This window comes from Streptomyces sp. Y2F8-2, from assembly GCF_014905555.1.
Taxonomy (GTDB): domain Bacteria; phylum Actinomycetota; class Actinomycetes; order Streptomycetales; family Streptomycetaceae; genus Streptomyces; species Streptomyces cynarae.
On sequence record NZ_BNGS01000003.1, the window covers coordinates 641,891 to 667,620 of the forward strand.

Annotated in this window: 26 protein-coding genes; 13 read left to right on the forward strand and 13 right to left on the reverse strand. The window is 71.6% G+C overall.

Going from position 1 to position 25,730, the window contains the following annotated elements; all coding sequences use genetic code 11:
- Window positions 1–116 precede the first annotated feature (116 nt).
- From sigE to SY2F82_RS12945, 5 genes are all read left to right on the forward strand, one after another.
- The gene (gene sigE, locus SY2F82_RS12925) at window positions 117–818 is read left to right on the forward strand and encodes an RNA polymerase sigma factor SigE (RefSeq protein WP_200419147.1); all 702 of its coding nucleotides are present in this window, start codon (window positions 117–119) and stop codon (window positions 816–818) included.
- Window positions 815–1,807 (forward strand): anti-sigma factor, encoded by a 993-nt coding sequence (locus SY2F82_RS12930; RefSeq protein ID WP_200419148.1) that lies wholly within the window; start codon window positions 815–817, stop codon window positions 1,805–1,807. Before sigE ends, SY2F82_RS12930 begins: the two co-directional genes overlap by 4 nt.
- Window positions 1,808–1,921: 114 nt before the next feature.
- Window positions 1,922–3,748 carry a S1C family serine protease gene (locus SY2F82_RS12935; protein WP_200419149.1) on the forward strand — a complete coding sequence of 609 codons (1,827 nt, stop codon included), beginning with the start codon at window positions 1,922–1,924 and terminating at the stop codon, window positions 3,746–3,748.
- 199 nt (window positions 3,749–3,947) lie between these two features.
- Complete coding sequence (locus SY2F82_RS12940) at window positions 3,948–4,394, forward strand: sec-independent translocase (protein WP_200419150.1); 447 nt, start codon at window positions 3,948–3,950, stop codon at window positions 4,392–4,394.
- Between the two features lie 243 nt (window positions 4,395–4,637).
- Complete coding sequence (locus SY2F82_RS12945; RefSeq protein WP_236041387.1) at window positions 4,638–5,297, forward strand: hypothetical protein; 660 nt, start codon at window positions 4,638–4,640, stop codon at window positions 5,295–5,297.
- A 90-nt stretch (window positions 5,298–5,387) separates the two neighbouring features.
- Here SY2F82_RS12945 and SY2F82_RS12950 read toward each other — a convergent pair whose 3' ends face one another.
- Genes SY2F82_RS12950 through SY2F82_RS12960 form a run of 3 tightly spaced genes read right to left on the reverse strand, consistent with a single transcriptional unit; the run spans window position 5,388 to window position 8,409 of the window.
- Window positions 5,388–6,521 (reverse strand): Mrp/NBP35 family ATP-binding protein, encoded by a 1,134-nt coding sequence (locus SY2F82_RS12950; RefSeq protein ID WP_200419151.1) that lies wholly within the window; start codon window positions 6,519–6,521, stop codon window positions 5,388–5,390.
- A gap of 42 nt (window positions 6,522–6,563) precedes the next feature.
- On the reverse strand, window positions 6,564–7,139 hold the full coding sequence (locus SY2F82_RS12955; RefSeq protein WP_200419152.1) for a DUF1003 domain-containing protein: 576 nt from the start codon (window positions 7,137–7,139) through the stop codon (window positions 6,564–6,566).
- Window positions 7,129–8,409, reverse strand: a complete 1,281-nt coding sequence (locus SY2F82_RS12960) for a magnesium transporter MgtE N-terminal domain-containing protein (RefSeq protein WP_200419153.1) — start codon at window positions 8,407–8,409, stop codon at window positions 7,129–7,131. The genes SY2F82_RS12955 and SY2F82_RS12960 overlap by 11 nt, the downstream gene beginning before the upstream one ends.
- Window positions 8,410–8,583: 174 nt before the next feature.
- Here SY2F82_RS12960 and SY2F82_RS12965 point away from each other — a divergent pair, with 174 nt between their 5' ends.
- Complete coding sequence (locus SY2F82_RS12965) at window positions 8,584–9,339, forward strand: hypothetical protein (protein WP_200419154.1); 756 nt, start codon at window positions 8,584–8,586, stop codon at window positions 9,337–9,339.
- Between the two features lie 148 nt (window positions 9,340–9,487).
- On the opposite strand, the gene SY2F82_RS12970 is transcribed toward SY2F82_RS12965, so the two are convergent.
- Both SY2F82_RS12970 and SY2F82_RS12975 read right to left on the reverse strand, forming a co-directional pair.
- Window positions 9,488–10,000 (reverse strand): hypothetical protein, encoded by a 513-nt coding sequence (locus SY2F82_RS12970; protein ID WP_200419155.1) that lies wholly within the window; start codon window positions 9,998–10,000, stop codon window positions 9,488–9,490.
- A 22-nt stretch (window positions 10,001–10,022) separates the two neighbouring features.
- Window positions 10,023–11,138 (reverse strand): magnesium and cobalt transport protein CorA, encoded by a 1,116-nt coding sequence (locus SY2F82_RS12975; protein WP_200419156.1) that lies wholly within the window; start codon window positions 11,136–11,138, stop codon window positions 10,023–10,025.
- 540 nt (window positions 11,139–11,678) lie between these two features.
- Between SY2F82_RS12975 and SY2F82_RS12980 the strand changes: the two genes are divergently transcribed.
- Window positions 11,679–12,263, forward strand: a complete 585-nt coding sequence (locus SY2F82_RS12980; protein WP_200419157.1) for a suppressor of fused domain protein — start codon at window positions 11,679–11,681, stop codon at window positions 12,261–12,263.
- A gap of 42 nt (window positions 12,264–12,305) precedes the next feature.
- Here SY2F82_RS12980 and SY2F82_RS12985 read toward each other — a convergent pair whose 3' ends face one another.
- On the reverse strand, window positions 12,306–13,571 hold the full coding sequence (locus tag SY2F82_RS12985; RefSeq protein ID WP_200419158.1) for an MFS transporter: 1,266 nt from the start codon (window positions 13,569–13,571) through the stop codon (window positions 12,306–12,308).
- Between the two features lie 173 nt (window positions 13,572–13,744).
- On the opposite strand from SY2F82_RS12985, the gene SY2F82_RS12990 reads away from it, so the two are divergent.
- The 3 genes from SY2F82_RS12990 (at window position 13,745) to SY2F82_RS13000 (ending at window position 16,146) form a co-directional block, all read left to right on the forward strand.
- On the forward strand, window positions 13,745–14,386 hold the full coding sequence (locus SY2F82_RS12990; protein WP_200419159.1) for a DUF6758 family protein: 642 nt from the start codon (window positions 13,745–13,747) through the stop codon (window positions 14,384–14,386).
- 127 nt (window positions 14,387–14,513) lie between these two features.
- Window positions 14,514–15,380: a PHP domain-containing protein gene (locus tag SY2F82_RS12995; RefSeq protein ID WP_200419160.1), complete on the forward strand. Its 867-nt coding sequence runs from the start codon at window positions 14,514–14,516 to the stop codon at window positions 15,378–15,380.
- Between the two features lie 160 nt (window positions 15,381–15,540).
- Window positions 15,541–16,146, forward strand: a complete 606-nt coding sequence (locus tag SY2F82_RS13000; RefSeq protein ID WP_200419161.1) for a MarC family protein — start codon at window positions 15,541–15,543, stop codon at window positions 16,144–16,146.
- A 116-nt stretch (window positions 16,147–16,262) separates the two neighbouring features.
- Here SY2F82_RS13000 and SY2F82_RS13005 read toward each other — a convergent pair whose 3' ends face one another.
- Window positions 16,263–16,415, reverse strand: a complete 153-nt coding sequence (locus tag SY2F82_RS13005) for a hypothetical protein (protein ID WP_200419162.1) — start codon at window positions 16,413–16,415, stop codon at window positions 16,263–16,265.
- Between the two features lie 248 nt (window positions 16,416–16,663).
- Here SY2F82_RS13005 and SY2F82_RS13010 point away from each other — a divergent pair, with 248 nt between their 5' ends.
- On the forward strand, window positions 16,664–17,560 hold the full coding sequence (locus SY2F82_RS13010; RefSeq protein ID WP_200419163.1) for an NYN domain-containing protein: 897 nt from the start codon (window positions 16,664–16,666) through the stop codon (window positions 17,558–17,560).
- Window positions 17,561–17,578: 18 nt separating this feature from the next.
- Here SY2F82_RS13010 and SY2F82_RS13015 read toward each other — a convergent pair whose 3' ends face one another.
- Together SY2F82_RS13015 and SY2F82_RS13020 are read right to left on the reverse strand one after the other, a co-directional pair.
- Window positions 17,579–18,448 carry an alpha/beta fold hydrolase gene (locus SY2F82_RS13015; RefSeq protein ID WP_200419164.1) on the reverse strand — a complete coding sequence of 290 codons (870 nt, stop codon included), beginning with the start codon at window positions 18,446–18,448 and terminating at the stop codon, window positions 17,579–17,581.
- A gap of 98 nt (window positions 18,449–18,546) precedes the next feature.
- Window positions 18,547–20,949: a DEAD/DEAH box helicase gene (locus tag SY2F82_RS13020; RefSeq protein ID WP_236041388.1), complete on the reverse strand. Its 2,403-nt coding sequence runs from the start codon at window positions 20,947–20,949 to the stop codon at window positions 18,547–18,549.
- A gap of 486 nt (window positions 20,950–21,435) precedes the next feature.
- Between SY2F82_RS13020 and SY2F82_RS13025 the strand changes: the two genes are divergently transcribed.
- A complete protein-coding gene (locus tag SY2F82_RS13025; RefSeq protein WP_200419165.1) occupies window positions 21,436–22,182 on the forward strand; it encodes a ferritin-like fold-containing protein in 747 nt (248 codons plus the stop codon).
- A gap of 170 nt (window positions 22,183–22,352) precedes the next feature.
- Here SY2F82_RS13025 and SY2F82_RS13030 read toward each other — a convergent pair whose 3' ends face one another.
- The 4 genes from SY2F82_RS13030 to SY2F82_RS13045 all read right to left on the reverse strand — a co-directional run bounded on the left by SY2F82_RS13030 (window position 22,353) and on the right by SY2F82_RS13045 (window position 24,370).
- On the reverse strand, window positions 22,353–22,622 hold the full coding sequence (locus SY2F82_RS13030; protein WP_200419166.1) for a hypothetical protein: 270 nt from the start codon (window positions 22,620–22,622) through the stop codon (window positions 22,353–22,355).
- 198 nt (window positions 22,623–22,820) lie between these two features.
- A complete protein-coding gene (locus SY2F82_RS13035) occupies window positions 22,821–23,048 on the reverse strand; it encodes a DUF3107 domain-containing protein (RefSeq protein ID WP_103843673.1) in 228 nt (75 codons plus the stop codon).
- A 195-nt stretch (window positions 23,049–23,243) separates the two neighbouring features.
- Window positions 23,244–23,888 carry a TetR/AcrR family transcriptional regulator gene (locus tag SY2F82_RS13040; protein WP_200419167.1) on the reverse strand — a complete coding sequence of 215 codons (645 nt, stop codon included), beginning with the start codon at window positions 23,886–23,888 and terminating at the stop codon, window positions 23,244–23,246.
- A 260-nt stretch (window positions 23,889–24,148) separates the two neighbouring features.
- Window positions 24,149–24,370, reverse strand: a complete 222-nt coding sequence (locus SY2F82_RS13045) for a hypothetical protein (RefSeq protein ID WP_200419168.1) — start codon at window positions 24,368–24,370, stop codon at window positions 24,149–24,151.
- Window positions 24,371–24,615: 245 nt separating this feature from the next.
- Between SY2F82_RS13045 and SY2F82_RS13050 the strand changes: the two genes are divergently transcribed.
- On the forward strand, window positions 24,616–25,725 hold the full coding sequence (locus SY2F82_RS13050) for an alpha/beta fold hydrolase (protein ID WP_200419169.1): 1,110 nt from the start codon (window positions 24,616–24,618) through the stop codon (window positions 25,723–25,725).
- The last annotated feature ends 5 nt before the right edge of the window (window positions 25,726–25,730 follow it).

The following is a 25,730-nucleotide window of genomic DNA, read 5'->3' on the forward strand; positions in this document are numbered from 1 at the left end:
ATTCTCGTAAAACCGCTTATCCGGAGCTAACGGGCGAGGTGGCTATGGTAGGGGCTCCACTGGACACCACCAGAGCCGACAGGGGAGGTGCGGCTGCGCCTGCGGATCGGGGAGGGGTGCTACGGCTCCTTCTCAGGTCATCGGGTGAGCCGAAATCCGTGACCGACATCGCTGACACCCACCACGCTGCCGACACCGCGCACATCGCGACCTTCGCCACCGACGCGGACGCGCAGGCGTGGACTCCGCCCACCTGGGAGGAGATCGTCAGCACTCACAGCGGCCGGGTCTACCGGCTGGCGTACCGCCTGACCGGAAACCAGCACGACGCCGAGGACCTGACCCAGGAGGTCTTCGTACGGGTCTTCCGCTCCCTGTCGACGTACACGCCCGGCACGTTCGAGGGCTGGCTGCACCGCATCACCACGAACCTCTTCCTGGACATGGTCCGCCGCAAGCAGCGCATCCGCTTCGACGCGCTCGGCGAGGACGCGGCGGAGCGCCTGGCCAGCCGTGAGCCGACGCCGCAGCAGGTCCTGCACGACGCGCACTTCGACGCGGACGTCCAGCAGGCGCTGGACACGCTCGCGCCCGAGTTCCGTGCGGCCGTCGTCCTGTGCGACATCGAAGGACTGTCCTACGAGGAGATCGCCGCAACCCTGGGCGTCAAGCTCGGCACGGTGCGCTCCCGGATCCACCGCGGCCGCTCGCAGCTGCGCAAGGCGCTCGCGCACCGGGCGCCTCAGGCCCGCGCGGCCGAGCGCCGCTCCTTCGTGCCCCGGGTGCCCGCGCTGGGGGGAGGGGGCGCGACCGCGTGAGTGGATCCCGTCGCCCCACACCGGCAGAGCAGCACCTGGGAGACCGCCTCTCCGCCCTGGTGGACGGAGAACTCGGTCATGAGATGCGCGAGCGCGTGCTGGCCCATCTGGCCACGTGCGCGAAGTGCAAGGCCGAGGCCGACGCCCAGCGCCGGCTGAAGAACGTCTTCGCCGAGGCGGCCCCGCCGCCCCCCTCCGAGAGCTTCCTGGCCCGCCTCCAGGGCCTGCCCATGGGAGGTGACGTCGACGGCGATGGCACGCCGCTCGGCGGGGGAGGATTCGGCAGAAGACTCCAGAGCAGCGCCGGACTGCCCGCGCGGCCCGGCGTCTTCGGAGTGAGGGGCGAGCCCTTCGGCTACGTCCCGTCGGGCCCGCACGCCGCGGCGCTGTCGCCCTCCGACAGCCGCGCCCTCCCCGGGGGCCGTGTCCTCCCGGAGGACGGCGGCTTCCGTATCCACCCCGTCGGCCGGCAGGAGAGCGAGCGGCCGGCGTCCCGTGGGCGGCGTTTCGTGTTCGTCGCCGCCGGCGCCGTCTCGCTGGCCGCGCTGGCGCTCGGCGGCGTGTCCGGCGTGGGCGGTGACTCCGGCGCGGAGGCGCGCGGCGGTTCCGGGGCCGGGAGCAACGTGACCCCCATGCGCTCACCGGGTACGGGCGGTGTCACGTCGCCGGAGACGCAGCGGCGGCGATCCACCGGAGCGCTGCTCGAGCAGCGCGCGCTGGACCGGACGCCGGTCGCGCCCACGCAGTCCTCGGCGCCGCTGCTGTCCGGAGTGCCCGCTCCCGGTGTCCAGGACGTCTCGCAGATCCGCGCGCTGACCGCTCCCGTGGTGGCCGGTGCGGCGGCGATGTCCCCGCTCATACGCCCGCTCACCGAGACCGGACCGTTCACGCTGCCGACCGCCCCTCAGCTGAGGGTCCCCGGCCTGTCGGCCCGCCCGGTGCCGTCCACGTCCCCCACGCCCTCCCCCTCCTCGAACACCGGCCGCTGAGCGGCTGCGCGGCCGCCCGGGGAACCTGGTTGAATCCATGGTGCCCGCGCCCGCGCAAGCGGTCCGGGCGCGGAATCCGCGGCACCAGGTGCCGCCGGCGGGTGTAGGGAGACCATGGACGAGGGGAAGCCGGTCCCTGAGGCGGGACCGGAGCAGGGGGCGAGCGAGTCCGGAGCGGCGCACGACGCCGAGGGGTCGACGACCGGCGGTTCGGCGCCGGTCGGAGAGCCCGGCGGCGACTTCGAGCTGCCGGCTCCTGCCGGGACACGTCCTCGCTATGAGGGCGACGCCGACGGCGACTTCGAGCTGGAGCGCCCGGCTGCGGCGGGAACGGGGGTCGGGGCCGACGTCCTCGCGAAGCCCCCGACAACCGACGGGGACGGCGATTTCGAGCTGGAACGCCCGGCAGCCGTGGGCACGGCGCAGGAAGGGTCTGCCGGGCACACCGGCCCTCGGCAGGGCGGCGACGGGTCTGACGCCCTCGACGGTCGTGCCAAGGCCCTTCACGATCCCGACCCCTACAACACCCCGCCCTACGGCGGGCCGGGCCCCTGGGCGCCCGCCCCACCGGTCCAGCACCCGGCGGTGACGCCCCCGCACAGGACCGTCGCGCAGAGCACGCCCACGCCTCCGGGCGCGCCCGTGCCCGGCGCGCCCGCGATGCCGGTGCCGCCCACCGCTCCGGTGCCGCCCACCGCTCCGGTGCCGGGTGGCTCCACCGACCCGAGCGGCGCCCCCTCGTCCCCTTCCCCCTGGCAGAACTACGACCCGTGGGCGCCCCGGGTCCCCTTCCAGCAGAACGGCGCCGCGCTGCCCGGCACGGAGCAGCGGCGTGCGCGCGGCCGCAAGGCGCTCGTCGCCGCCGGCGCGCTGATCGCGCTCGTGTCCGGAGGGGTCGGCGGTGTCGTAGGAGCCGCGTGGGAGCGGGACGGTGGCATCGGGGAGGTGCGGCTGCCGCAGGCCGGGAAGGAGCCCGCGGGGCGCGCCCCGGACAGCGTCGCCGGGATCGCCGCACGGGCGCTGCCCAGCGTCGTCACCCTGCACGTCAAGGGCGCCTCCGAGGAGGGCACCGGCACCGGCTTCGTCCTCGACGGACGCGGACACATCCTCACCAACAACCACGTCGTCCAACCCGCGGCAGCCGGCGGCGAGATAACGGTGACGTTCAACGGCGGCCAGAGCGCCAAGGCCACCGTCGTCGGCCATGACACCGGATACGACCTCGCGGTCGTCAAGGTCACCGGCGTCCGCGGCCTCACCCCCCTGCCCCTCGGCAACTCCGACAACGTCGAGGTCGGTGACCCCGTCGTCGCCATCGGCGCGCCCTTCGACCTCGCCGGCACCGTCACCTCCGGCATCATCAGCGCCAAGGAACGGCCCATCACCGCCGGCGGCGAGAAGGGCGACGGCAGCGACGTGTCGTACGTCGACGCCCTGCAGACCGACGCCCCGATCAACCCCGGCAACTCCGGCGGCCCCCTCCTCGACGGCAAGGGCCGTGTCGTCGGCATCAACTCCGCCATCCGGTCGGCCGGCAGCGGATCCGACCAGAGCGGCCAGGCCGGTTCCATCGGGCTCGGCTTCGCCATCCCCGTCAACCAGGCCAAGCGCGTCGCCGAGGAGCTGATCAACACCGGTAGGGCCACCCACCCGGTGATCGGCGTCACGCTCGACTTGAACTACACGGGAGACGGCGCCCGGGTCGGCGCCAAGGGCACCGGCAAAGGCCCCGCCGTCACCCGGGGCGGTGCCGGCGACAAGGCCGGCATCAAGCCCGGCGACGTCATCACGGAGGTCGACGGCATGCGCGTCCACTCGGGGGAGGAGCTGATCATCAGGACCCGCGCCCACCGCCCCGGCGACCGTCTGGAGCTGACCGTGGTCCGCGGCGGGGCCGAACGGAGGATCACGCTCGTCCTCGGCTCGGCGGACGGCAGCTGACGCGAAACCCCGCAATGGCGGGACGAAACCCGCCCGACAAGGCAAACAACCCGGAAAACCCCTCGTGCACACGCGGCCGGTGTGCCGGGACAGTACCGGTACGGCAGGAACGCCGGGTACCGTGGACCCGGCCCGGACCACGGAAGACCCGCACAGACCACCGAGGGCCGAGGACCGAGGACATCGCAAGGAGCTTCAGGTGTTCAATGACATAGGACCGCTCGAGCTGGTCACGATCGTGGTCATCGCCGTGCTCGTCTTCGGTCCGGACAAGCTCCCCAAGATGATCCAGGACGTCGCGCGAACGATCCGCAAGATCCGCGAGTTCTCGGAGAGCGCCAAGCAGGACATCCGCAACGAACTGGGTCCGGAGTTCAAGGACTTCGAGTTCGAGGACCTCAACCCCAAGACGTTCATCCGCAAGCAGCTGGAGAACGACGACCTGGGGCTGAAGGAGATCCGCAACGGCTTCGACCTGAAGAAGGAGATGGCCGAGGTCACGGACGCGGTCCACAGTCGGGAGTCCGAGTCGTCCACCTCCTCTCCGGCGTCCTCCGGCCCCACCGGCGGCACCGTCGACATGACGAAGAAGCCCACGAGCACCGACCCCGGCGAGCGCCCGCCCTTCGACGCGGACGCCACCTGAGCCCTGCGCGCCACGTCCGGCACGGGGCTCACCGTGCCCGCCTGACGTGACGCAGGTCATGCGCTCGTCGGCGTGCGTACGGCCGTATTGCGCCGCGCGAGGGTGGTACGCGCCGGGCGTTTCCCTGCTGTTCGGAGCGCTGTGGCTATGCTGCCCAGTTGTTGCGCGGACCGTTTGGGAGCGAGGACGCCCGTGGGGGGCGGGCCGCTCGGGTCCGACGAGAGCGAGGAGGCGTCCGGGCAGATGGAGACGACGAGTCGGGTGGACGCGCAGGCGTCGGCCGCGGAGGGCGGACCACAGCTCCCCTCCGCCCGCCGCACGGTCGACGGCTATCTCCGGGCACCCTTCCCGTGGTACGGCCTCGACGAGGCGTTCACGGGGCCGCGCTGGCTGATGCAGGTGGGCACCGCGGCCGACGGGACCGTAGAACACGGGTCCATCGGGCACGGGGACGAGCCGTCCGTGCGCAACGAGGCCACGGAGGACAAGGAGAAGTTCGCCGTCGTGGTCACCGTCGCCGAGAACCCCGTACGGCGCAGCCCGGACGGCACCGGCGTGCTGGAGGCCACATCGGTCTCGTCCGCGGCGTGGCTGGCGGGCGTGGGGTTGCTGACGTTCACCTGGCCGGGCCAGATGGACCACACCCTGCGGGACGACTGGCTGGACCAGCAGACGGAGACGGCCTGGGTCCTCGCGGACGACCTGACCGGGCCCGCGTGGTCGACGCTGTCCCTGCCGGTCGACGGGGTGCCGACGCAGTTCCACTACCGGGAGTCCGAGTTCGGCTGGGTGCTCGCGGGTGCGACGGAGGCCGGGGTGCATCTCGGGGCGTACGGCAGAGGCATGAGCGCGTACGGTCTGGGCTTCGCCGTGATCAAGGACATCACCGCTTACACCGCTTAGCGGATGCACGACGCCGCGGCGCTCGGCCGGGCGTACGACGAGGGGGCGCCGTCGGTGTGACGGCGCCCCCTCGTCGTACGAGCCCTGGGACTAGAACTTGTTCCTCGGCGTGATCCCCAGCGACATCCCCGCCAGGCCCCGCTGCCGTCCGCCGAGCTTGCCCGCGATCGCGCGCAGGGCCGAGCCCGCAGGGGAGTCCGGGTCCGTGAGGACCACCGGCTTGCCCTCGTCGCCGCCCTCGCGCAGGCGGACGTCGATGGGGATGTTGCCGAGGACCGGGACCGTCGCACCCGTCGTGCGGGTGAGGCCGTCGGCGACCAGCTGACCGCCGCCCGTGCCGAAGACGTCGACCATCTCGCCGCAGTGCGGGCAGGGCAGGCCGGACATGTTCTCGACCACGCCCACGATCTTCTGGTGCGTCTGCACGGCGATCGAGCCCGCCCGCTCGGCCACCTCGGCGGCCGCCTGCTGCGGGGTCGTCACGACCAGGATCTCGGCGTTCGGGATCAGCTGGGCCACGGAGATGGCGATGTCGCCCGTGCCGGGGGGCAGGTCGAGCAGCAGCACGTCCAGGTCGCCCCAGTACACGTCCGCGAGGAACTGCTGGAGCGCGCGGTGCAGCATCGGGCCGCGCCAGACGACCGGGGCGTTGCCCGGGGTGAACATGCCGATCGAGATGACCTTCACGCCGTTCGCGGACGGCGGCATGATCATGTTCTCGACCTGGGTGGGGCGGCCGTCCGCGCCCAGCATGCGCGGCACGCTGTGGCCGTAGATGTCGGCGTCCACGACACCGACCTTCAGGCCGTCGGCGGCCATCGCCGCCGCCAGGTTCACCGTCACCGAGGACTTGCCGACGCCGCCCTTGCCGGAGGCCACCGCGTACACGCGGGTGAGCGAGCCCGGCTTGGCGAAGGGGACCTCGCGCTCGGCCTGGCCGCCGCGCAGCGCGGTCGCCAGTTCGCGGCGCTGCTCGTCACTCATCACGTCGAGCGTGACGTCGACGCGGGTGACGCCCTCGACGCGCGAGACGGCCTCGGTCACGCGCTGCGTGATCGTGTCGCGCATCGGGCATCCGGAGACCGTCAGGTACACGGTGACCGCGACCGCTCCGTCCGCACCGATCTCCACCGATTTGACCATTCCCAGCTCGGTGATGGGTCGATGGATCTCGGGGTCGTTCACCGTCGCCAGCGCTTCGCGCACCGCGTCTTCCGTAGCCATAAGGAGATGGTACGGCGCGCCGCGGTGGCCGGGGTAAGCCCTTCAGCGGTCGTCTACGTCACGTCCGTGCGCCCGTTCCGCCGGGAATACGACATGCCCGTCGGAACGCCGCCGGTCCTCCAGCTCCTTCATCAGGTCCTGGAGTTCGGAGCGTATCCAGTCCCGGGTGGCGACCTCGCCGAGGCCCGAGCGCAGCGCGGCGATCTCGCGGGTCAGGTACTCGGTGTCCGCGATCGACCGCTCGTTCTGCTTGCGGTCCTGCTCCAGGTTCACCCGGTCGCGGTCGTCCTGGCGGTTCTGCGCGAGCAGGATCAGCGGGGCGGCGTAGGAGGCCTGCAGCGACAGCACCAGCGTCAGGAAGATGAACGGGTACGGGTCCCAGCGCAGGTGAGCCGGGGCGGTGATGTTCCAGCCCAGCCACACGATGATGACGGCGGTCATCCAGACGATGAACCGCCCGGTGCCCAGGAAGCGCGCGATGCGCTCCGACAGGCGCCCGAAGGCCTCCGGGTCCCACTCCGGCACCAGGCGGACGCGCCGTGGCTGCGGCTGGTCGAGCCGGAGGCGCCGGGTGGCGGCGGTCGCGCCGGAGGGGAGCTTCTCGCGGTCAGGCGTCATCGCTGACCCCCTCCTGGTTCAGGTGGAACTCCGTCTCGCGCCAGTCGTCGGGGAGCATGTGGTCCAGTACGTCGTCCACGGTCACCGCGCCGAGGAGCGAGCCGGACTCGTCGACGACGGGCGCCGCGACCATGTCGTAGGCCGCGAAGAACCCGGCCACCACGGGCAGCGGCGCGTCCGGGGCGAGCGACTGCAGGTCGTCGTCGACGAGCGAGCTGACCAGCGTGTAGGGCGGGTCCCGCAGCAGCCGCTGGAAGTGCACGGTCCCCAGGTACTTGCCGGTGGGCGTCTCGTCCGGCGGACGGCAGACGTACACCTGCGCGGCGAGCGCGGGGGACAGGTCGGGGTTGCGGACCCGGGCGAGCGCGTCGGCGACGGTGGCGTCGGGCCGCAGCACGATCGGCTCGGTGGTCATCAGGCCGCCCGCGGTCTTCTCCTCGTACGCCATCAGACGGCGCATGTCGGCGGCGTCGGCGGGCTGCATCAGGCTCAGCAGCCGCTCCTTCTCCTCCTCCGGCAGCTCGGCGAGCAGGTCGGCGGCGTCGTCCGGGTCCATCGCCTCCAGGACGTCCGCGGCGCGTTCCTCCTTCAGCTTGCCGAGGATCTCGATCTGGTCGTCCTCGGGGAGCTCTTCGAGTACATCGGCGAGCCGGTCGTCGTCGAGGGCGGCGGCGACCTCGGCGCGGCGCTTGGGGGACAGGTGGTGCAGGACGTTGGCGAGATCGGCGGGCCTGAGCTGTTCGAAGGTGGCCAGCAGGCTCTCGGCGCCCTGTCCGTGCTCCTCCAGGGAGAACCCCGTGACCGCCGACCACTCCACCGTCAGCGTCTCGCCCTTGCTGCGCCGGAACGTGCCGCTCTTCCCCTTGCGTACGAAGACCCGGTCGATCTCCCAGTCGCGGCGGGCCGGCAGCTGCTGCACGGACAGGTCGAGGACGGTGACCTCCTCGCCCGTCTCGACGAGGGTGACGTGCCGGTCGAGCAGCTCCCCGAAGACGAGCCGCTCGGTGGGCCGCTGCTCGAAGCGGCGCACGTTGAGCACGCCGGTGGTGATGACCTGGCCCGACTCGATGCCGGTCACCCGGGTCATGGGCAGGAAGATACGGCGGCGGGTGACGAGTTCGACGACCAGGCCCAGCAGTCGCGGGGGGCGCCGTCCCACCCGCAACATGACGACCAGATCGCGCACGCGCCCCACCTGGTCGCCGGTGGGGTCGAAGACGGCGACTCCGGCCAGGTGTGAGACGAAGATCCGAGGGGCGCTCGCGGCCATGCCCGCGCCTCCTTTTCCTGCTGTTTTGTCCGCTCGCGTGGGCTTCAGGCTAGCCCGTCCCGGTGCGCCGCGCCCTGGCGGGGGGTGCGGATGGACCGGCTCCGGAAGGCCTCCCGGGCACCGGTACTCTGCGGTACGCCGATGAGGACTCCCGTATGAGAGGTGGCCCCGCCTGTGACCGTCATTCCCCAGGGCCGTACCCGCAGGGCCGCGCTGGTGCGCGCGATGTGCGCGCTGGTCGTGACGGGGGCGGGTCTCGCGGGGTGCGGCGGCGGTGACCCGGACGCCGGGACCAACGGGGTCGGCAAACTGCCCGCCGACAAGATCCAGAGCCGGACGCGTACGGCGGCCGAGTCGGCGCCGTCGGTCCATCTGTCCGGCACCGTCGTCAGCAACGGCGGCACCTACACACTGGACATGCGGCTGAAGGGGGAGGGCGGCAGCGGGTCGGTCACCTCGAAGAACGCAACGTTCCGGCTGCTGCGGGTGGGCAAGCACCTGTTCCTGAAGGCCGACGCGGCGTTCTGGAACCAGCAGGACGGCTCGGGGGACGGCGGGGGCTCGGCGGCCGCGGCGGGCAAGCTGGACGGGAAGTACGTGAAGGTGCCGACGGGGGACCCGGCCTACCAGCGCTTCAGCGGCTTCACCGACAAGGACGTCCTGCTGGACGGGCTCCTCACGCTGCACGGCGCGCTGACGACGGACGGCCACCACGAGCAGAACGGCGTCCGCACGATCCGCATCACCGGCGACAAGGGCGCCGGCGGCAGCCTGGACGTCTCCCTGGAGGGAAGCCCCTACCCCCTGCTCCTGGTCCGCGCCGGCAACGCGGGAACGCTCCGCTTGTCGGAATGGGGGAAGGACTTCACGCTGACGGAACCGCCGAAGGGGGAGACGGTGGACTACGGGAAGCAACTGCCGTCCTCCTAGGGTCTTTCGTTTGAATCAGGCCGGATCAGGAAGCGGTGCCAGGCTCCGTGAGCCCGGCATGATCCAAACGAGAGGCCCTGGTGCCGCGGCTGCCGCGGCACTGGCCACCGCTGCGGGCAGCCGCCGAAGCTGCGCACGGCCCCCGCGGCTACGTCCGCTTGCGCCGCAGCAGCCGCGGCAGCGCCGCCGGGATCGGGCGGCGGGTCGTGGCCGAGGTCGGGACCGGTCGCGCGGCCTGGGAGTCGGACGGCAGCGGCACCGTCGTGCCCCGCGGCTCAAGGCGGAGCACCCGGCACTCCCGGCGCCACCGCTCCGGCATCTCCTCCCCGTCGGACGCGTTCAGCCGCTTGCCCTTCAGCTCCGCGACCGCGCCCTCCCACTCGGGGGACCCCGGCGCCAACTCCACCACCCGCGCGGGCCAGGTGACGATCCGGCCGCCCTTGTCCTTGCTGCGCACCGTCACGACCGCGTCCCCGCCGTCCACCAGGCCGGGCAGCGGCTGCTCGCCGGGTCCGTCGCCCACGACGCACGCCGCGCCCTCGTACCACACGTGCCACAACGCACGCGCGGCCGCGGCCGGCGCCGCGCCCTGGACCCAGATCAGCCCGGACTTCTTCGTGGCCTCCTCGACCAGGGCCTTCTCGAGCAGCTCGCTTGTCATACGCCCAGCCTAGTGGGGCCGCTCACAGCCATCCGTTCCGCTTCAGCATGCGGTGGATGCCCACGCAGATGCCCACCGTGATGCCCATGATCGCCGGGTAGCCGTACTTCCAGTGCAGCTCGGGCATGTACGTGAAGTTCATGCCGTACACCCCGCACACCATCGTCGGCACGGCGATGATCGCCGCCCACGCGGTGATCTTCCGCATGTCCTCGTTCTGGGCGACGGACGCCTGCGCCAGGTTGGCCTGGAGGATCGAGTTCAGCAGTTCGTCGAAGCCCAGCACCTGCTCGTTGACGCGGGCGAGGTGGTCGGCGACGTCGCGGAAGTACTTCTGGATGTCCGGGTCGATCAGCCGCATCGGCCGCTCGCTCAGCAGCTGCATCGGCCGCAGCAGCGGCGCCACCGCCCGCTTGAACTCCATCACCTCGCGCTTGAGTTGGTAGATCCGGCCGGCGTCCGTGCCTCGCGGCGTGCCCTTGCGGCCCGGCGAGAACACCTCGGTCTCCACCTCGTCGATGTCGTCCTGCAGCGCGTCCGCCACCGCGATGTACCCGTCGACGACGTGGTCGGCGATCGCGTGCAGCACCGCGGAGGGGCCCTTGGAGAGCAGTCCGGGCTCGTCCTGAAGCCGGTGCCGCAGCGTCCTGAGCGAGCCCTTCCCGCCGTGCCGGACCGTGATGAAGAAGTCCCGCCCGGTGAAGCACATGACTTCGCCGGTCTCGACGACCTCGCTGTTGGCGGTCAGCTGGTCGTGGTCGACGTAGTGGACGGTCTTGAAGACGGTGAAGAGCGAGTCGTCGTACCGCTCCAGCTTGGGCCGCTGGTGAGCCTGCACCGCGTCCTCGACGGCCAGCGGGTGCAGCCCGAACTCGCGGGCGATACCGGCGAATTCGGCCTCGGTCGGCTCGTGCAGCCCGATCCACACGAACCCTCCGTCGCGCCGCACCAGCCGCATCGCCTCGTGCGGGGAGAGCGGCGCCTGCGTCTGGACGCGGACGCCGTCACGGTAGACGGCGCAGTCGACGACGGCGGACGGGGTCGCGGGGTCACGCGTGGTGTCGTACGCGCCGTTGTCCTGCCGCGGGGAGGTGCGGGACGGGCGGACCACGGCGCGCAGGTCACGGATCATCGACATGGCAGGGCTCCTTCGCAACGAGCAGCGAAAGGCCACGAAAAACGGGTGGAACTACCCGGAATGGGGACGTCCTGGCTGCGGAGGTTTGGCACGTCCACAAAGCGGGGAGCACCGCACCGTCACGGTGGCGGGCTTCGCTGCTGATTCAGCTACTGACTGAGATCAGACAGATCAGGCAAAGCGAAACGAAGTGCTCTTCCGTGGCGACGCGAACGCGAGATGCGAGAGGTGGCAGCCGACGGGAGTCAGAACAGCTGCGTCAGCGGCTGGAAGAGCGGGTGGTACTGCACGGTCGACTTCGATCCATGACAGCCCCACCTCCTCCGGCCGGTCCCTGGTGAGGGACGATCCATACCCTGATTAGAGGGTGCCCCCTTAGGGGAGTCTCATGGGTGCCGGGCCTGACAGGGTTCCCAGTGCCTTGAGGGCCTGGGAGGTACCCCTACTGCGTGCTGCCCGAAACCACCGACCAAGAGTATCAGCCGACAGAAGTGTCAAGGCGCCGCTTTGCCCGGTGCTGACGAGTTCTATGCTCGCCGCATGGTTGATGTTCTTCCTCTGGTCGAGGCCCGGTTGCGCACCGCGCTGGGTGAACCGGACGCGCGCGCGGCGGTCACCTTCCTCGGCACGGACCGCATCGAGGTGCTCCGCTTCCACGAGGGCGACATCGTCCGCTACGCCACCCTCGGCATGTCCGCACAGCCCATGGCGGACCCCACCGCGATGCTCGCCGACCCCGTGAAGGGACCCCGCGCCGAGCTGGTCCTCTCCGTGCGCGGCGGCCTCGCCGACACCGACAAGGTGCTCCGCCCGCTCGCCGTGCTCGCCGCGTCCCCGCAGGTCGAGGGCGTTGTCGTGGCCCCCGGCGCGTCGCTGGAGGTGGGTCAACCGCTGTGGCCCGGCGCCCCGTTCACCTCCGTCCTGGTGGCCGAGCCCGGTGGCCTGGTCGAGGACCTGGAACTCGACGAGCCGCTGGATCCCGTACGGTTCCTGCCGCTGCTGCCGATGACGCCGAACGAGGCCGCCTGGAAGCGGGTGCACGGCGCAGGGGCCCTTCAGGAACGCTGGCTGACGAACGGGACGGACCTGAGGGATCCCTCCCGCAGGTCCGTCCCGCTGGACTGAGGCCGGGGGTGAGCAAGCTCACCAACGCCCGCCCGGCAACGGTCACTTGGCGAAGACCGTGACACCGTCCTCGGTCGCGTGCCGCCTCTCCAACTCCTCGGCCTCGCCGGTGAGCGCCCTGCGCCGCACGAGGACCACGACCGCCCCGAGAAGCGCCGTCGCCGCCCCCGCCACGAACGGCATGTGGATGTCGCTCCACTCCTCGATCTTCGGCGCGAAATAGGGCGCGGCAGCGGCCGCGAACCACCGCACGAAGTTGTAACCGGCGCTCGCCACCGGGCGCGGCGCGTCCGAGACGCCGAGAGCCAGCTCCGTGTAGACCGTGTTGTTCACCCCGATGAACGCGCCGGACAGGATCGTGCAGACGATCGCGGTGGTGTGGTCGCCGTAGCCGAGCACGGCCACGTCCGCCGCGAGCAGCACCAGCGAACCGCCGAGCACCTTCAGCGAGCCGAAGCGCTCCTGCATGCGCGGAGCCACGATCACCGAGAAGACGGCGAGCAGCACACCCCAGGCGAAGAACACGGCACCCGATGTGTACGGCGTCATGTTCAGCACGAAGGGCGTGAAGGCCAGCACGGTGAAGAACGTGTAGTTGTAGAAGAACGCCGAGACCGCCGCGGAGGCGAGGCCGCCGTGGCCCAGCGCCTTGATCGGGTCCAGGAGCGAGGTCTTCCGCGCGGGCCTCGGCTGCTCCTTCAGGAACGCCGTGATGCACAGAAAGCCGATCGCCATCAGCGTGGCCGTACCGAAGAACGGGTAGCGCCAGCTGACGTTCCCGAGCAGCGCGCCCAGCAGCGGGCCGCAGGCCATGCCGAGGCCGAGCGCGGACTCGTACAGCAGGATGGCCGCGGCGCTGCCTCCGGCCGCCGCGCCGACGATCACGGCGAGGGCCGTGGAGACGAAGAGCGCGTTCCCGAGGCCCCAGCCGGCCCGGAAGCCGACGAGCTGGGCGACCGAGTCCGAGGTGCCCGCCAGGCCCGCGAAGACGACGACGAAGGCGAGGCCGAGCAGCAGGGTCCTGCGGCCGCCGATGCGGCTGGAGACGAAGCCGGTGACCAGCATCGCCATGGCGGTGATCAGGAAGTACGAGGTGAACAGCAGGGAGACCTGGCTGGGTGTCGCCTGCAGGCCCTTCGCGATGGACGGCAGGATCGGGTCGACGAGTCCGATGCCCATGAACGCCACGACGGACGCTCCGGCGGTCGCCCACACGGCCTTCGGCTGCCGCAGGATGCTGCCGGCTCCCGCGTCGAACGGGTCCACGTCGGCAGCTGTGGCGGGTTCTCCTCCTGTGGTGCTCTTCATGTTGTCCTCGCAGAGTCGTGGCTCCATATGGTTGGCTTATACACATATTAAGTTAGCAGATCTAATTAGTGCAACTACCATCTAGTCGGCGCGGGTGAAGCGGGCGTGGGGGTACACGCCGGACGGGTGATCGTCCTTGACGCGACGCGGGACGGGGAGGACCGTGGGAGCCTATGAGGGGCGAACCCAGTTGCCCGAAGTGCGGTGGCCGGGTCAGGGCTCCCGGACTCTTTGCCGACTCCTGGCAGTGCGATGTGCACGGCACCGTGCATCCGCTGCAGCCCGTGATCCCGCCCAGCGTCGAGGCCCTCAGCGTCGTGGTGCACCGTGCCCGGGTGCCGGTGTGGATGCCGTGGCCGCTGCCGGTCGGCTGGCTCTTCACGGGTGTGGCCTACGCGGGCGACGACCGCAGTGGCGGCCGCGCCACGGCCGTGGCCTGCTCGGGTCCCGGGCCGCTCGGCGGCATGGGCGAGCTGATCCTGGTCGCGGAGGAACTGGGGGTCGGGCTCGGTGCGCGGTACGCGGGCATCGACGGGCCGGACCCGGGTCCGTACATGAACGTGGAGAAGCCGCCTCAGGTCAAGGTGCTCGCCGTCGGCCGCCCCACGCCCCTGTGGCATGTCTCGGGCGTCCCCGGCGACCGCGCGGTGTTCGCGGGCGAGGCGCGCGGCCTGTGGCTGTGGGCGGTCGTCTGGCCGGAACAGTCGGGCCTGCTGATGTACGACGAGATCGTCCTGACGGACCTGCGGGACGCGGGGGCGGAGGTCGATCTCCTGCCGATCGGGGCGTTGTCGCCGCGCCTGCTCGAGCCCTGACACGAGCCACCGGAGGCTGGGGGACGCCGTAGGGGGCGCAGCCGTCGTGCGGGTGTGACAGGGGTCCCGGAACTGCCGTTATCCTTGAGCGTCCCCTTCCGTCCCGTCACCGCCTGGAGTACGTGTCGTGCGCATCGACCTGCACACTCACTCCACCGCATCCGACGGTACGGACACCCCGGCCGAGCTGGTGCGGAACGCCGCTGCCGCCGGACTGGACGTCGTCGCGCTCACCGACCACGACACCACCCGCGGCCACGCGGAGGCGATCGAGGCGCTGCCCGCGGGGCTGACCCTCCTCACGGGCGCCGAACTCTCCTGCCGGTACGACGGCATCAGCATGCACATGCTGGCCTACCTCTTCGACCCCGACGAGCCCGACCTGCTCGCCGAGCGCGAGCTGGTGCGGGACGACCGCGTGCCGCGCGCCCACGCCATGATCGCCAAGCTGCGGGAGCTGGGCGTGCCGGTCACCTGGGAGCAGGTGGCCCGCATCGCCGGTGACGGCTCGGTCGGACGGCCGCACATCGCCTCCGCCCTGGTGGAACTCGGCGTCGTCGGGAGCGTCTCGGACGCGTTCACGCCCGAGTGGCTGGCAGACGGCGGGCGCGCGTACGTGCAGAAGCACGAGACCGACCCCTTCGAGGCGATCCGGCTGGTCAAGGCCGCGGGCGGAGTGACCGTCTTCGCGCACCCGGCCGCCTCCAAGCGCGGACGGACCGTCCCGGAGTCCGCCATCGCGGACCTCGCCGCCACCGGGCTCGACGGCATCGAGGTCGACCACATGGACCACGACCCGGCGACCCGGGCCCGGCTGCGCGGCCTCGCCGCCGAGCTGGGCCTGCTGGTCACCGGCTCCTCCGACTACCACGGCAGCCGCAAGACGTGCGTGCTCGGCGAGTACACCACCGACCCGGAGGTGTACGGGGAGATCATCCGGCGGGCCACCGGGGCGTTCCCCGTCCCGGGCACCGGCGGACCCCGCAACGCCTGATCCTGCCGTAGCTCCCCCCTTCCCCCCTTTTCCAGGCACCCGGCGCCCGCCGCCGTGTCCAGCCGTCGCGCGCCTCCACGCGCGGCGACGGCACCCGGCGGCCGCGGGACGCCCGCAGCCGCATGCTCGTTGCTCGTCCGTACCTCATCGCAAGGCACCCATGTTCGACGTCGCCGTTTTCGGTTCCCTCTTCCTGACCCTGTTCGTGATCATGGATCCCCCCGGGATCACCCCGATCTTCCTCGCGCTCACCGCCGGTCGCCCCGCCAAGGTGCAGAAACGCATGGCCTTCCAGGCCGTCTGTGTGGCCGGCGGCGTCATCGCCGTGTTCGGTGTGCTCGGCCACCAGATCCTGAACTACCTGCATGTCTCCGTGCCCGCGTTGATGATCGCGGGCGGGCTGCTGCTCCTGCTGATCGCCCTCGACCTGCTGACCGGCAAGACGGACGAGCCGAAGCAGACCAAGGACGTCAACGTGGCCCTGGTGCCGCTCGGCATGCCGCTGCTGGCCGGACCGGGGGCGATCGTCTCGGTGATCCTCGCGGTGCAGAAGGCGGACAGCGTGAGCACCCAGGTGTCGGTGTGGACGGCGATCCTCGCGATCCACGTCGTGCTGTGGCTGGTCATGCGCTACTCACTGCTGATCATCCGCGTCATCAAGGACGGCGGAGTGGTCCTCGTGACCCGGCTCGCGGGCATGATGCTCTCCGCGATCGCCGTGCAGCAGATCATCAACGGGGTCACCCGGGTCGTCCACGGAACCTGAGGGGCCGGACCGGGCCCGGAACGCGCGGAGCCCCGTACGGCACGATGCCGTACGGGGCTCCGAAGTCGTCTACGTGTATACGCAGGTCGTATACGCAGCGAGTGTCGTCTGTGCCGTTACGACGCGGTCGTCTCGGCCGGGCGGATCCACAGCCGCTGCCCTATGGCCGCGGCCTGCTGAACGATCTGGTTGACGGAGGCGGCGTCCACGACGGTGGTGTCCACGGGGGTACCGTCGACATCGTCGAGTCGCATGATTTCGAAGCGCATGGGCTTCTCCCTTCGTCTGGTCATCCTCCTGCGGAGAACTACTGGCGAGCGGAGCGCGGAGCGTCTGTGCCCCTCTCCTGTGAGTAGTCAACGGGATGCTTGTTACAAACATTCCCTACGCTAAGGAAATTTTTCGAGTCGCTAATTACTGACTGGTAATCGACTGGGTCGACGGCCGGTTTCGGTTCATGGTGCACTGATTGGGATCGGTTGTATTCGCAGCGTGACCGCCGGGAGAATGGAGGCATATGAACGACGACCTGGCGGCGCTCGGCGCCCGCATCGACCGAACGAACGAGCTGCTCCAGCGCATGCTCGCCGAGGTGGCGAAGACGCCCTCGACTCATGCGATCTTCGTCGACGCCGGCTACCTGTACGCCGCCGCCGGACGGCTCATCGCCGGCACCGAGGACCGCCGGGCCTTCGACCTCGACGCCGAGGGTCTGATCGACGCCCTCATCGACAAGGCGCGCCAGGTCTTCGCGGACAGCCGGTTGCTGCGCGTGTACTGGTACGACGGCGCGAGACGCCGCATCCACACCGCCGAACAGCAGTCCATCGCCGAACTCCCGGATGTGAAGGTACGGCTCGGCAATCTCAACGCCAACAACCAGCAGAAGGGCGTCGACTCCCTGATCCGGACCGACCTCGAGTCACTCGCCCGGCACCGCGCGATCAGCGACGCGGCGCTCATCGGCGGCGACGAGGACCTGGTGTCGGCGGTGGAGGCCGCACAGGGGTACGGGGCCCGGGTGCACCTGTGGGGCATCGAGGCGCCGGAGGGCCGCAACCAGGCGGAACCGCTGCTGTGGGAGGTCGATAGCCAGCGCACCCTCGAACTCGACTTCTTCAAGCCGTATGTGAGCCGCCGCACGGCCGCGACCTACGAGCCCTCCTCCACCGCCCGCCCCACTCGCGACGACGTCCGGTTCGTGGGCGCGCAGGTCGCCGCCAAGTGGCTCGCCGAGCGCGGCCGGGACTCGCTGGCGGAGCTGTTGCCCGGCCACCCGTACCTGCCCGGGTCCATCGACCAGGATCTGCTGGTGGAGGCGGAGGGTCTGCTGCAGTACTCGCTGCGCGGCCAGGCGGACCTGCGCCGCGCCCTGCGCGACGGCTTCTGGGAGCACCTGCAGGCGCAGTACTAGAGGGGGAGTCCCAAGGTCTCAGACGAGCCGGTCCCAGAAGTCGGCGAGGGCGTGGGCCGTCCCCTCCGGCTGGTCGGTGTTGGGGGAGTGCTCCGCGTGCGGGACGACGGTGCGGTGAGCGCCGAGGCGGTCCGCCATGTCGTCCAGCAGCGGGACGGGCCAGGTGTCGTCGCGGTCGCCGGACAGGACGTGCACGGGCAGGCCGACGGCGGCCAGTTCGGCCACGCGGTCGGGCTCCTCGCACAGCTGACGGCCCGTGGCGAGGAGCTGGGCGGGGCTGTTGCTCAGCCAGCGGCGGCGCAGGTCCTCCCCGTCGGAGAGCCCCTCGTCGAGGTCTCCGGCGTCGATGTCCTCCGGCGGTTCGAAGGCCTGGATGGCGTCCCAGACCCCGGCCATGTCCAGGACGGCGAGGGCGTCGTGCAGCAGCTTGACACGCTGCTGCTGGGGGAGGGAGATCTGGGCGGGGCCCGAGGCCATCAGGGTGAGCGAGACGAACACGGAGGGGTCGAGGAGGACGGCGGCCCGGGCGATCTGGCCGCCGAGGGAGTGCCCGAGCAGATGCACCGGCGCGCCGACGGCGTGCGCCTGCGCGATCACGTCCCGTGCCAGCTCGGCCTGCGCGTACGGTGCCTCGTCGTCCTTCGGTCCGGGGGACTCGTACTGCCCTCGCCCGTCGACGGCGACAGTCCGGTACCCGGCCGCCGCGAGAAGCGGCTGGAGGAGGAGGAAGTCCTCCTTGCTGCCGGTGAAACCGGGCAGCAGCAGGGCGGTCCCCTTCACCCGCGCCGTCACCGCGTCGGCCTCGAGCACGGCGAACTCCCCCCGCTCGGTGGCGAGCCGGCGCGCACGGACGCCGGGGGGCGGGGTGAAGCTGGGGGGACGGCTCATGGGGGTGAGGGTACCGGGCGGAGAGAACACCGATGGCCCGCCCCTGTGTGTGACAGGTGCGGGCCATCGATGATCAGTGCCGTGGCCTACCGCGCGTGTCAGCCCTCCACGGGCTCCGCGACCTTGCGCGTGCGGCGGCGCGGCTTGGCCTCCGCGACGTCGTCCGCCTGCGCCGGGATCTCGGCCTCTGCCGCGACGGCCTTCCGCGTACGGCGCCGGGGCTCGGCCTCGGGCTCGTCGGCGGCCTGCGCGGGAATCGCGGCCTCGGCGGCCTTACGGGTACGGCGTCGGGGCGTGACCTCGGCGGCGACCTCCGCACCGTCCACGGCAGCCTCCGGGGCGGCCTCGGCGGCCTTGCGGGTACGGCGGCGCGGCTTGGCCTCGACGGCTTCCACGGTGTCCACAGCCGCCTCGGCGGCCTTACGGGTACGCCGCGGCTTGGCCTCGGTGTCCTCCGTGGGCGCGGCCTCCGCCGTCTTGCGCGTACGCCGCGGCTTGGCCGGAGCCTCGCCCTGTGCCGCCACGCCCTCGACCGTCTCGACGCCGGCTTCGGCGGCCTTGCGGGTACGCCGACGCGGCTTGGCCTCGGTCGCCTCGGTCGCCTCGGTCGCGGTGTCGGCGACCGGTGCCGCTTCCGCGGTCTTGCGGGTGCGGCGGCGGGGCTTGGCCTCCGTGGCTTCGGCGGTGTCCACGGCCTCCGTGGCCTCGCTCGCGGTCTCGGGGGCCGGGACCGTCTCGGCGGCCTTGCGGGTACGCCGACGCGGCTTGGCCTCGGTCGCCTCGGTCGCCTCGGTCGCGGTGTCGGCGACCGGTGCCGCTTCCGCGGTCTTGCGGGTGCGGCGGCGGGGCTTGGCCTCTGCGGCCTCCGCGGTGTCCACGGCGGTCTCGGCGGCTGCCGGGGTCGCTTCCGTCGCGGCGGTGGCCTCGGGCGCGGCCGGGACGGGCTCGGCCGTCTTGCGGGTGCGACGGCGGCGCGGCTTCGTCTCCGTGGCCTCGACCGTCTCCACGGCCGTCTCCGCCGCCTCCGTGGCCTCCGGCGCGGCCGTCTCCGCGGTCACCGGCGTCACCGGTGCCGCTGTCGCCTCCACCGGCGCACCGCCGCGCATACGGCGGCGTCGGCGGGGGGTGCGGCGTTCCGCCGACTCGGCCGTGTCCGTCGCGGCCGTGTTCGTGGTGGTGGTGTCCGTGGTGGCCGACGAGTCCAGCGGCGTACCGCTGCGCGTACGGCGCCGACGGCGCGGCGTACGCGCCGGACGCTCTCCCTGCGCGGACGCGTCCGGGGAGCGGCGGCCGCGCGAGCCCCGGCCGCCCGTCTCGCCGAGGTCCTCGAGCTCCTCCGCCTCGAGCCCGGCGCGGGTCCGCTCCGAGCGCGGCAGAACGCCCTTGGTGCCCTCGGGGATGCCGAGGTCGGAGAACAGGTGCGGGGAGCTCGAATACGTCTCCACCGGGTCGTTGAAGTCCAGCTCCAGCGCCTTGTTGATCAGCTGCCAGCGCGGGATGTCGTCCCAGTCGACGAACGTGATCGCCGTACCCTTGGCGCCCGCGCGGCCGGTACGGCCGACCCGGTGCAGGTACGTCTTCTCGTCCTCGGGGGACTGGTAGTTGATGACGTGGGTCACGCCCTCGACGTCGATGCCGCGCGCGGCGACGTCGGTGCAGACGAGGACGTCCACCTTCCCGTTGCGGAAGGCGCGCAGGGCCTGCTCGCGGGCGCCCTGGCCGAGGTCGCCGTGGACCGCGCCGGAGGCGAAGCCACGGCGCTGCAGCTGCTCGGCGATGTCGGCGGCCGTGCGCTTGGTACGGCAGAAGATCATCGCCAGTCCGCGGCCCTCTGCCTGCAGAATGCGGGCGACCATCTCCGGCTTGTCCATGGAGTGCGCGCGGTAGACGAACTGCTTGATGTTCGCGACCGTCGCGCCCTCGTCGTCCGGCGCGGTGGCGCGGATGTGCGTGGGCCGGGACATGTAGCGACGCGCCAGGCCGATGACCGCGCCCGGCATGGTGGCCGAGAACAGCATGGTCTGCCGCTTGGGCGGCAGCATGTCGATGATCTTCTCGACGTCGGGCAGGAAGCCGAGGTCGAGCATCTCGTCGGCCTCGTCGAGCACCAGGCACTTGACGTGCTTCAGGTTCAGCTTCTTCTGACCGGCGAGGTCGAGGAGTCGGCCGGGGGTGCCGACGACCACGTCGACGCCCTTCTTCAGGGCCTCCACCTGGGGCTCGTAGGCCCGGCCGCCGTAGATCGCGGCGACCCGTACGTTCCGCACCTTGCCCGCGGTCAGCAGGTCGTTCGTGACCTGGGTGCACAGCTCGCGCGTGGGGACCACGACGAGCGCCTGCGGCGCGTCGGTGAGCGCCTCGGGCTTCGCGCGGCCGGCCTCCACGTCGGCGGGGACGGTGACACGCTCGAGGAGCGGGAGTCCGAAGCCCAGCGTCTTACCGGTACCGGTCTTGGCCTGACCGATGACGTCGGTGCCGGAGAGGGCTACGGGGAGCGTCATCTCCTGGATGGGAAAGGGATTGATGATGCCGACGGCTTCCAGGGCCTCGGCTGTCTCGGGAAGGATTCCGAGTTCTCGAAAAGTCGTAGTCAGGGTGCTGCCTCTTCTGTGTGGGCGGCGCGAGGCGAGCGCGGGGGTCGTGACCGTGCCGGATGACGTCGGCCTGCTTGGGGGACGGGCCTGTGGCACGGGACCACGCCGACGCTCCAGCGCTCGTACCGCTGAGGGTCCCTCCGAACGCGTACGCCAGGTGCCGTACGCCCGAGGAGGGCTGTCGGGTCGGAGCCGATCGGGCCACCGACCGGGCATCCTCATACATGCGGCCCGTCGAGATACGTCGTCTCCATAGACGTACGCACTCAGCAGGCGCATTACCACCATACCCCGGAATCGCGCACTCGCGGTGGCCGATTCGGTCACGTAGCCGTCATCACACTGATTGACCAGGGACTTCCAGGCGGCGGTGAGCGGGCTATTGTGCGCTTCATGACGACGCCTGACAACGCCCCCGACAGCCCCGAGGCCCCCGCCGGACCCACCGGAGTGGCCGCCCAGGACTGGGCGACCGCCTCCGCCGACCCGCAGTACCGTGCCGCGATCGTGGACCTGCTGGGCGCGCTCGCGTACGGGGAGCTGGCGGCGTTCGAGCGGCTCGCGGAGGACGCGAAGCTCGCGCCCACGCTGACGGACAAGGCGGAACTGGCGAAGATGGCGTCCGCCGAGTTCCACCACTTCGAGCGGATCCGGGACCGGCTGAAGGAGATCGGGGCCGAGCCCACGGAGGCGATGGAGCCGTTCGTGGCGGCGTACGACAGCTTCCACAGGCAGACGGCGCCCTCCGACTGGCTGGAGGGGCTCGTCAAGGCGTATGTGGGCGACTCGATCGCCAGTGACTTCTACCGGGAGGTCGCGGCCCGCCTCGACACCGACACGCGCGAACTCGTCCTGGCCGTCCTCGACGACACCGGGCACGCCGACTTCGCGGTGGAGAAGGTGCGCGCCGCGATCGACGCCGAGCCGCGCGTGGGCGGCCGGCTCGCCCTGTGGGCACGGCGGCTGATGGGCGAGGCGCTGTCGCAGTCCCAGCGGGTGGTGGCCGACCGGGACGCGCTGTCCACCATGCTGGTGGGCGGTGTGGCGGACGGCTTCGACCTCGCGGAGGTCGGCAGGATGTTCTCCCGGATCACGGAGGCCCACACGAAGCGGATGGCGGCGCTGGGGCTGGCTGCCTGAAGCCGCCGACCGCCGGGGTGCCCCGGGCCGAGCCCGCTGTGTGTCCGGCCGTCACCGCACGCGTCGGCGACGGTCGGCCGTACGGCGCGCGCCACGCGCCCCCTCACCACAGGTGCCCCGGCCGTCGCCGTCTGCGGCGGCCGGCTTCGGGTCGGCCCCGGCGGCGGCCCTCAGGCCGTCGCCGAGCGGCGGCGAAATCTTTCCGCGGGCCTCACCAGCAGGGACAGTGACGCCGCCGAGACCACCAGCGCCCCGGCCAGGATCACCACGAGACCCGCCGGGCCCAGCGCGCTGTGGGTGAGGAACGCCCCGAAGAGCGCCCCCACCGCACCCGTCGACAGCACCAGGACACGGCTGGGCAGACGGTGCGGCAGCCGGCGTGCGGCCACCCATGCCAGGGCGAGCCCGAGGACGGCGGAGCCGAGCGCTTCCAAGAGCATGACGAGGTCCCTCCCGCACGGCTGCTGCCTGGGCAAATCGGTCGTAGCCGGTATTACCCGCGGTGCGCGGAACACAATCATCCGCTGTGGGCCAGATGTGCTCCGTCTGAGTGTTTCCCGAGCGGCACGCTCCCCGGTCAGCGGAAGGGGCCCGGCGGTACACCGACCGCCGGGCCCCTTCCGCTGCTCCGTCCGGAACTACAGCGCGCCGAAACCCACCTTGCGCGGGGTGGGCTCGCCGATCTCCACGTAGGCGAGACGCTCGGTCGGGACCAGGACCTTGCGGCCGTGCTCGTCCACAAGGGACAGCAGCTGCGACTTGCCGGCCAGCGCCTCGGACACGACGCGCTCGACCTCCTCGGCACTCTGCCCGCTCTCCAGAACGATCTCGCGGGGCGCGTGCTGCACGCCGATCTTGACCTCCACGGCTTTGTCCCTCCGACGGTCAGTGATGTGCGCGGCCGTCCGCGCCGTACCAGCACACATTAGCCCGGTGAGGGGACGTACACGCTCCGCTCCGGCACGCCAGGAGCGAACACCCGCCGGGAACAAAACAGCCGTACGGCCCCGCCCGGTGGTGTCCGGACGGGGCCGTACGGCTGTCGATCGGTGCCCGAGGGGTCAGTGGTGCTGTTCGCTCCCGTGCAGCGGGAAGCCCGCGATGCCCCGCCACGCCAGCGAGGTCAGCAGCTGCACCGCCTGCTCGCGCGGCACGCTGCGGTCGCTGTGCAGCCAGGAGCGCGCCACCACCTGGGCCAGGCCGCCGAGCCCCGAGGCCAGCAGCATCGACTCGGCCCGCGACAGGCCGGTGTCCTCGGCGATCACGTCGCAGATGGCCTCCGCGCATTCGTTCGCGACCTTGTCGACGCGCTCGCGCACGGCGGGCTCGTTCGTCAGGTCGGACTCGAACACCAGCCGGAAGGCACCGCCGTCGTCCTCCACGTACGCGAAGTACGCGTCCATCGTGGCCCGTACGCGCTGCTTGTTGTCGGTCGTCGACGCCAGCGCGTTCCGCACGGCCTGCAGCAGGGCCTCGCAGTGCTGGTCCAGCAGGGCCAGATAGAGGTCGAGCTTGCCCGGGAAGTGCTGGTAGAGCACCGGCTTGCTGACGCCGGCGCGGTCGGCGATGTCGTCCATCGCGGCCGCGTGGTAGCCCTGCGCCACGAAGACTTCCTGCGCGGCGCCCAGCAGCTGGTTCCGTCGGGCACGGCGCGGCAGGCGCGTGCCCCGCGGGCGTGCCGCCTCTGTCTGCTCGATGGCTGTCACGCCGCCTCCCAAAATCGTCCACATGCGGTGTGCGCCGCGCCGCCATCGTACTTTTCGGTAACCCTGCTGTGCGCGGTGCGAACGCAGAATTTCACGGACCGGACGGTGGCGAAAGCCGTGCGGAACGCGCCATACACGGGCAGGGAGGGCGAACGAACGCCCCCGGCCCGCGTGACGGCTCGCGACTGCTCACCGTACGTACTCGCTCCGTCGCCGGGCGTGGTCGTCGTACCTCACCGATCTGGCGACCCTCCGGGCGCTCACCGGTAGTCGTCCTCGTCGAGGGCGACGATGCGCGCCTGCTCCGCGAGGTCCGCCTCGTTGGCGCGCAGGATGTCGTCCCCGGTCGGGGTCTCGTCCCGCTCGGGGGTCAGTTCGGCGTGCTGTTCGGCGGCGTCGTTCTCCGGGGCCTCCACGTCGAGTTCGGCGGCGTCGTTCGCCTCGTCCTCGAACGTCTCGGGATCAGTGGGGTCTACGGCCATGATGGGCTCCCTTCCTAGAACTCCTGGAACTTCTGGAACGTCCCTGAAGAGGCGGGGTCCATGTGCGGGTGCCCTGCTACGAGCCTAGGAGACACGGGAACCGGACGCTATGTGTGGTGAGAGGCTTCGCGTGCGGCACGGAACGCTTCACGCAGGGCCCGCCCGACCTGATGCGATGGGCGGACCCCGGCCGTTGTGACAGCGAACACACGAACCACTACGTGATCGTCTCGTAACATTGCCGCATGTCTCCGACCGAGTTGCCGTCCGTCGCGGCCGCCAATGTTCTCCCGAAGGTGGCACCCGTCAGGGTCGAGGAAGGCGAGCGGCTCAGGTCGGTGGCGCTGCCCGGGATCACGCTGACGGTGCGGTCGAGACCACCGCGGCACGAGGGGCTGCCGCCCGCGCTGTACGTCCACGGGCTCGGGGGTTCCTCCCAGAACTGGTCGGCGCTGATGGCGCTGCTCGACGGGCACGTCGACGGCGAGGCCGTCGATCTGCCGGGCTTCGGCGACTCGCCGCCGCCGGACGACGGCAACTACTCCGTCACCGGGCACGCGCGCGCGGTCATCCGCTATCTCGACGCGGCCGGACGCGGTCCCGTGCACCTGTTCGGCAACTCGATGGGCGGGGCCGTCGCCACGCGCGTGGCGGCCGTCCGCCCCGATCTCGTGCGCACGCTCACGCTCGTCTCGCCCGCGCTCCCCGAGATCCTCATCCAGCGGGGCGCCGTCCCGACGGGCCTGCTCGCGCTGCCCGGAGTCGCCGCCCTGTTCACCCGGTACACCAAGGAGTGGACGGCCGAACAGCGCGTCTGCGGGGTCATGGCGCTGTGCTACGGCGACCCCGGACGGGTCACGCCGGAGGGCTTCCGCAACGCGGTGGAGGAGATGGAGCGGCGGCTGAGGCTGCCCTACTTCTGGGACGCGATGGCGCGCTCGGCACGCGGCATCGTGAACGCCTACACGCTGGGCGGACAGCACGGGCTGTGGCGCCAGGCGGAGCGGGTCCTCGCCCCGACGCTGCTCGTCTACGGCGGCCGGGACCAGCTGGTGTCGTTCCGCATGGCCCAGCGCGCGGCCCGCGCCTTCCGCGACTCCCGCCTGCTGACCCTGCCCGAGGCGGGGCATGTCGCGATGATGGAGTACCCGGACGTGGTGGCTGCGGCGATCCGCCAGCTCCTCACGGACACGGGCGAGTCGGGCGCGGGCTCGGCGAGCGGGGGCACGGCGGCGACGGGCGGGATGTCCACCGGGACCTCCACGCAGGGCGCCGGGACCTCCACGCAGGACACCGTGACCTCCCTGCAGGACGCGGCGAGCGACGACACCGGCACGGCGGACACGAGGAGCTGAGACGC

What these genes read in the sequence shown, in the direction of transcription:
- SY2F82_RS12935 (WP_200419149.1), top strand. Translation starts at nt 1,922, where the DNA reads ATGGACGAGGGGAAGCCGGTCCCTGAGGCGGGACCGGAGCAGGGGGCG.
- SY2F82_RS12945 (WP_236041387.1), top strand. Translation starts at nt 4,638, where the DNA reads ATGGAGACGACGAGTCGGGTGGACGCGCAGGCGTCGGCCGCGGAGGGC.
- SY2F82_RS12950 (WP_200419151.1), bottom strand. Translation starts at nt 6,521, where the DNA reads ATGGCTACGGAAGACGCGGTGCGCGAAGCGCTGGCGACGGTGAACGAC.
- SY2F82_RS12955 (WP_200419152.1), bottom strand. Translation starts at nt 7,139, where the DNA reads ATGACGCCTGACCGCGAGAAGCTCCCCTCCGGCGCGACCGCCGCCACC.
- SY2F82_RS12960 (WP_200419153.1), bottom strand. Translation starts at nt 8,409, where the DNA reads ATGGCCGCGAGCGCCCCTCGGATCTTCGTCTCACACCTGGCCGGAGTC.
- SY2F82_RS12970 (WP_200419155.1), bottom strand. Translation starts at nt 10,000, where the DNA reads ATGACAAGCGAGCTGCTCGAGAAGGCCCTGGTCGAGGAGGCCACGAAG.
- SY2F82_RS12975 (WP_200419156.1), bottom strand. Translation starts at nt 11,138, where the DNA reads ATGTCGATGATCCGTGACCTGCGCGCCGTGGTCCGCCCGTCCCGCACC.
- SY2F82_RS12980 (WP_200419157.1), top strand. Translation starts at nt 11,679, where the DNA reads ATGGTTGATGTTCTTCCTCTGGTCGAGGCCCGGTTGCGCACCGCGCTG.
- SY2F82_RS12985 (WP_200419158.1), bottom strand. Translation starts at nt 13,571, where the DNA reads ATGAAGAGCACCACAGGAGGAGAACCCGCCACAGCTGCCGACGTGGAC.
- SY2F82_RS12990 (WP_200419159.1), top strand. Translation starts at nt 13,745, where the DNA reads ATGAGGGGCGAACCCAGTTGCCCGAAGTGCGGTGGCCGGGTCAGGGCT.
- SY2F82_RS13000 (WP_200419161.1), top strand. Translation starts at nt 15,541, where the DNA reads ATGTTCGACGTCGCCGTTTTCGGTTCCCTCTTCCTGACCCTGTTCGTG.
- SY2F82_RS13005 (WP_200419162.1), bottom strand. Translation starts at nt 16,415, where the DNA reads ATGCGCTTCGAAATCATGCGACTCGACGATGTCGACGGTACCCCCGTG.
- SY2F82_RS13010 (WP_200419163.1), top strand. Translation starts at nt 16,664, where the DNA reads ATGAACGACGACCTGGCGGCGCTCGGCGCCCGCATCGACCGAACGAAC.
- SY2F82_RS13015 (WP_200419164.1), bottom strand. Translation starts at nt 18,448, where the DNA reads ATGAGCCGTCCCCCCAGCTTCACCCCGCCCCCCGGCGTCCGTGCGCGC.
- SY2F82_RS13020 (WP_236041388.1), bottom strand. Translation starts at nt 20,949, where the DNA reads ATGACGCTCCCCGTAGCCCTCTCCGGCACCGACGTCATCGGTCAGGCC.
- SY2F82_RS13025 (WP_200419165.1), top strand. Translation starts at nt 21,436, where the DNA reads ATGACGACGCCTGACAACGCCCCCGACAGCCCCGAGGCCCCCGCCGGA.
- SY2F82_RS13030 (WP_200419166.1), bottom strand. Translation starts at nt 22,622, where the DNA reads ATGCTCTTGGAAGCGCTCGGCTCCGCCGTCCTCGGGCTCGCCCTGGCA.
- SY2F82_RS13045 (WP_200419168.1), bottom strand. Translation starts at nt 24,370, where the DNA reads ATGGCCGTAGACCCCACTGATCCCGAGACGTTCGAGGACGAGGCGAAC.
- SY2F82_RS13050 (WP_200419169.1), top strand. Translation starts at nt 24,616, where the DNA reads ATGTCTCCGACCGAGTTGCCGTCCGTCGCGGCCGCCAATGTTCTCCCG.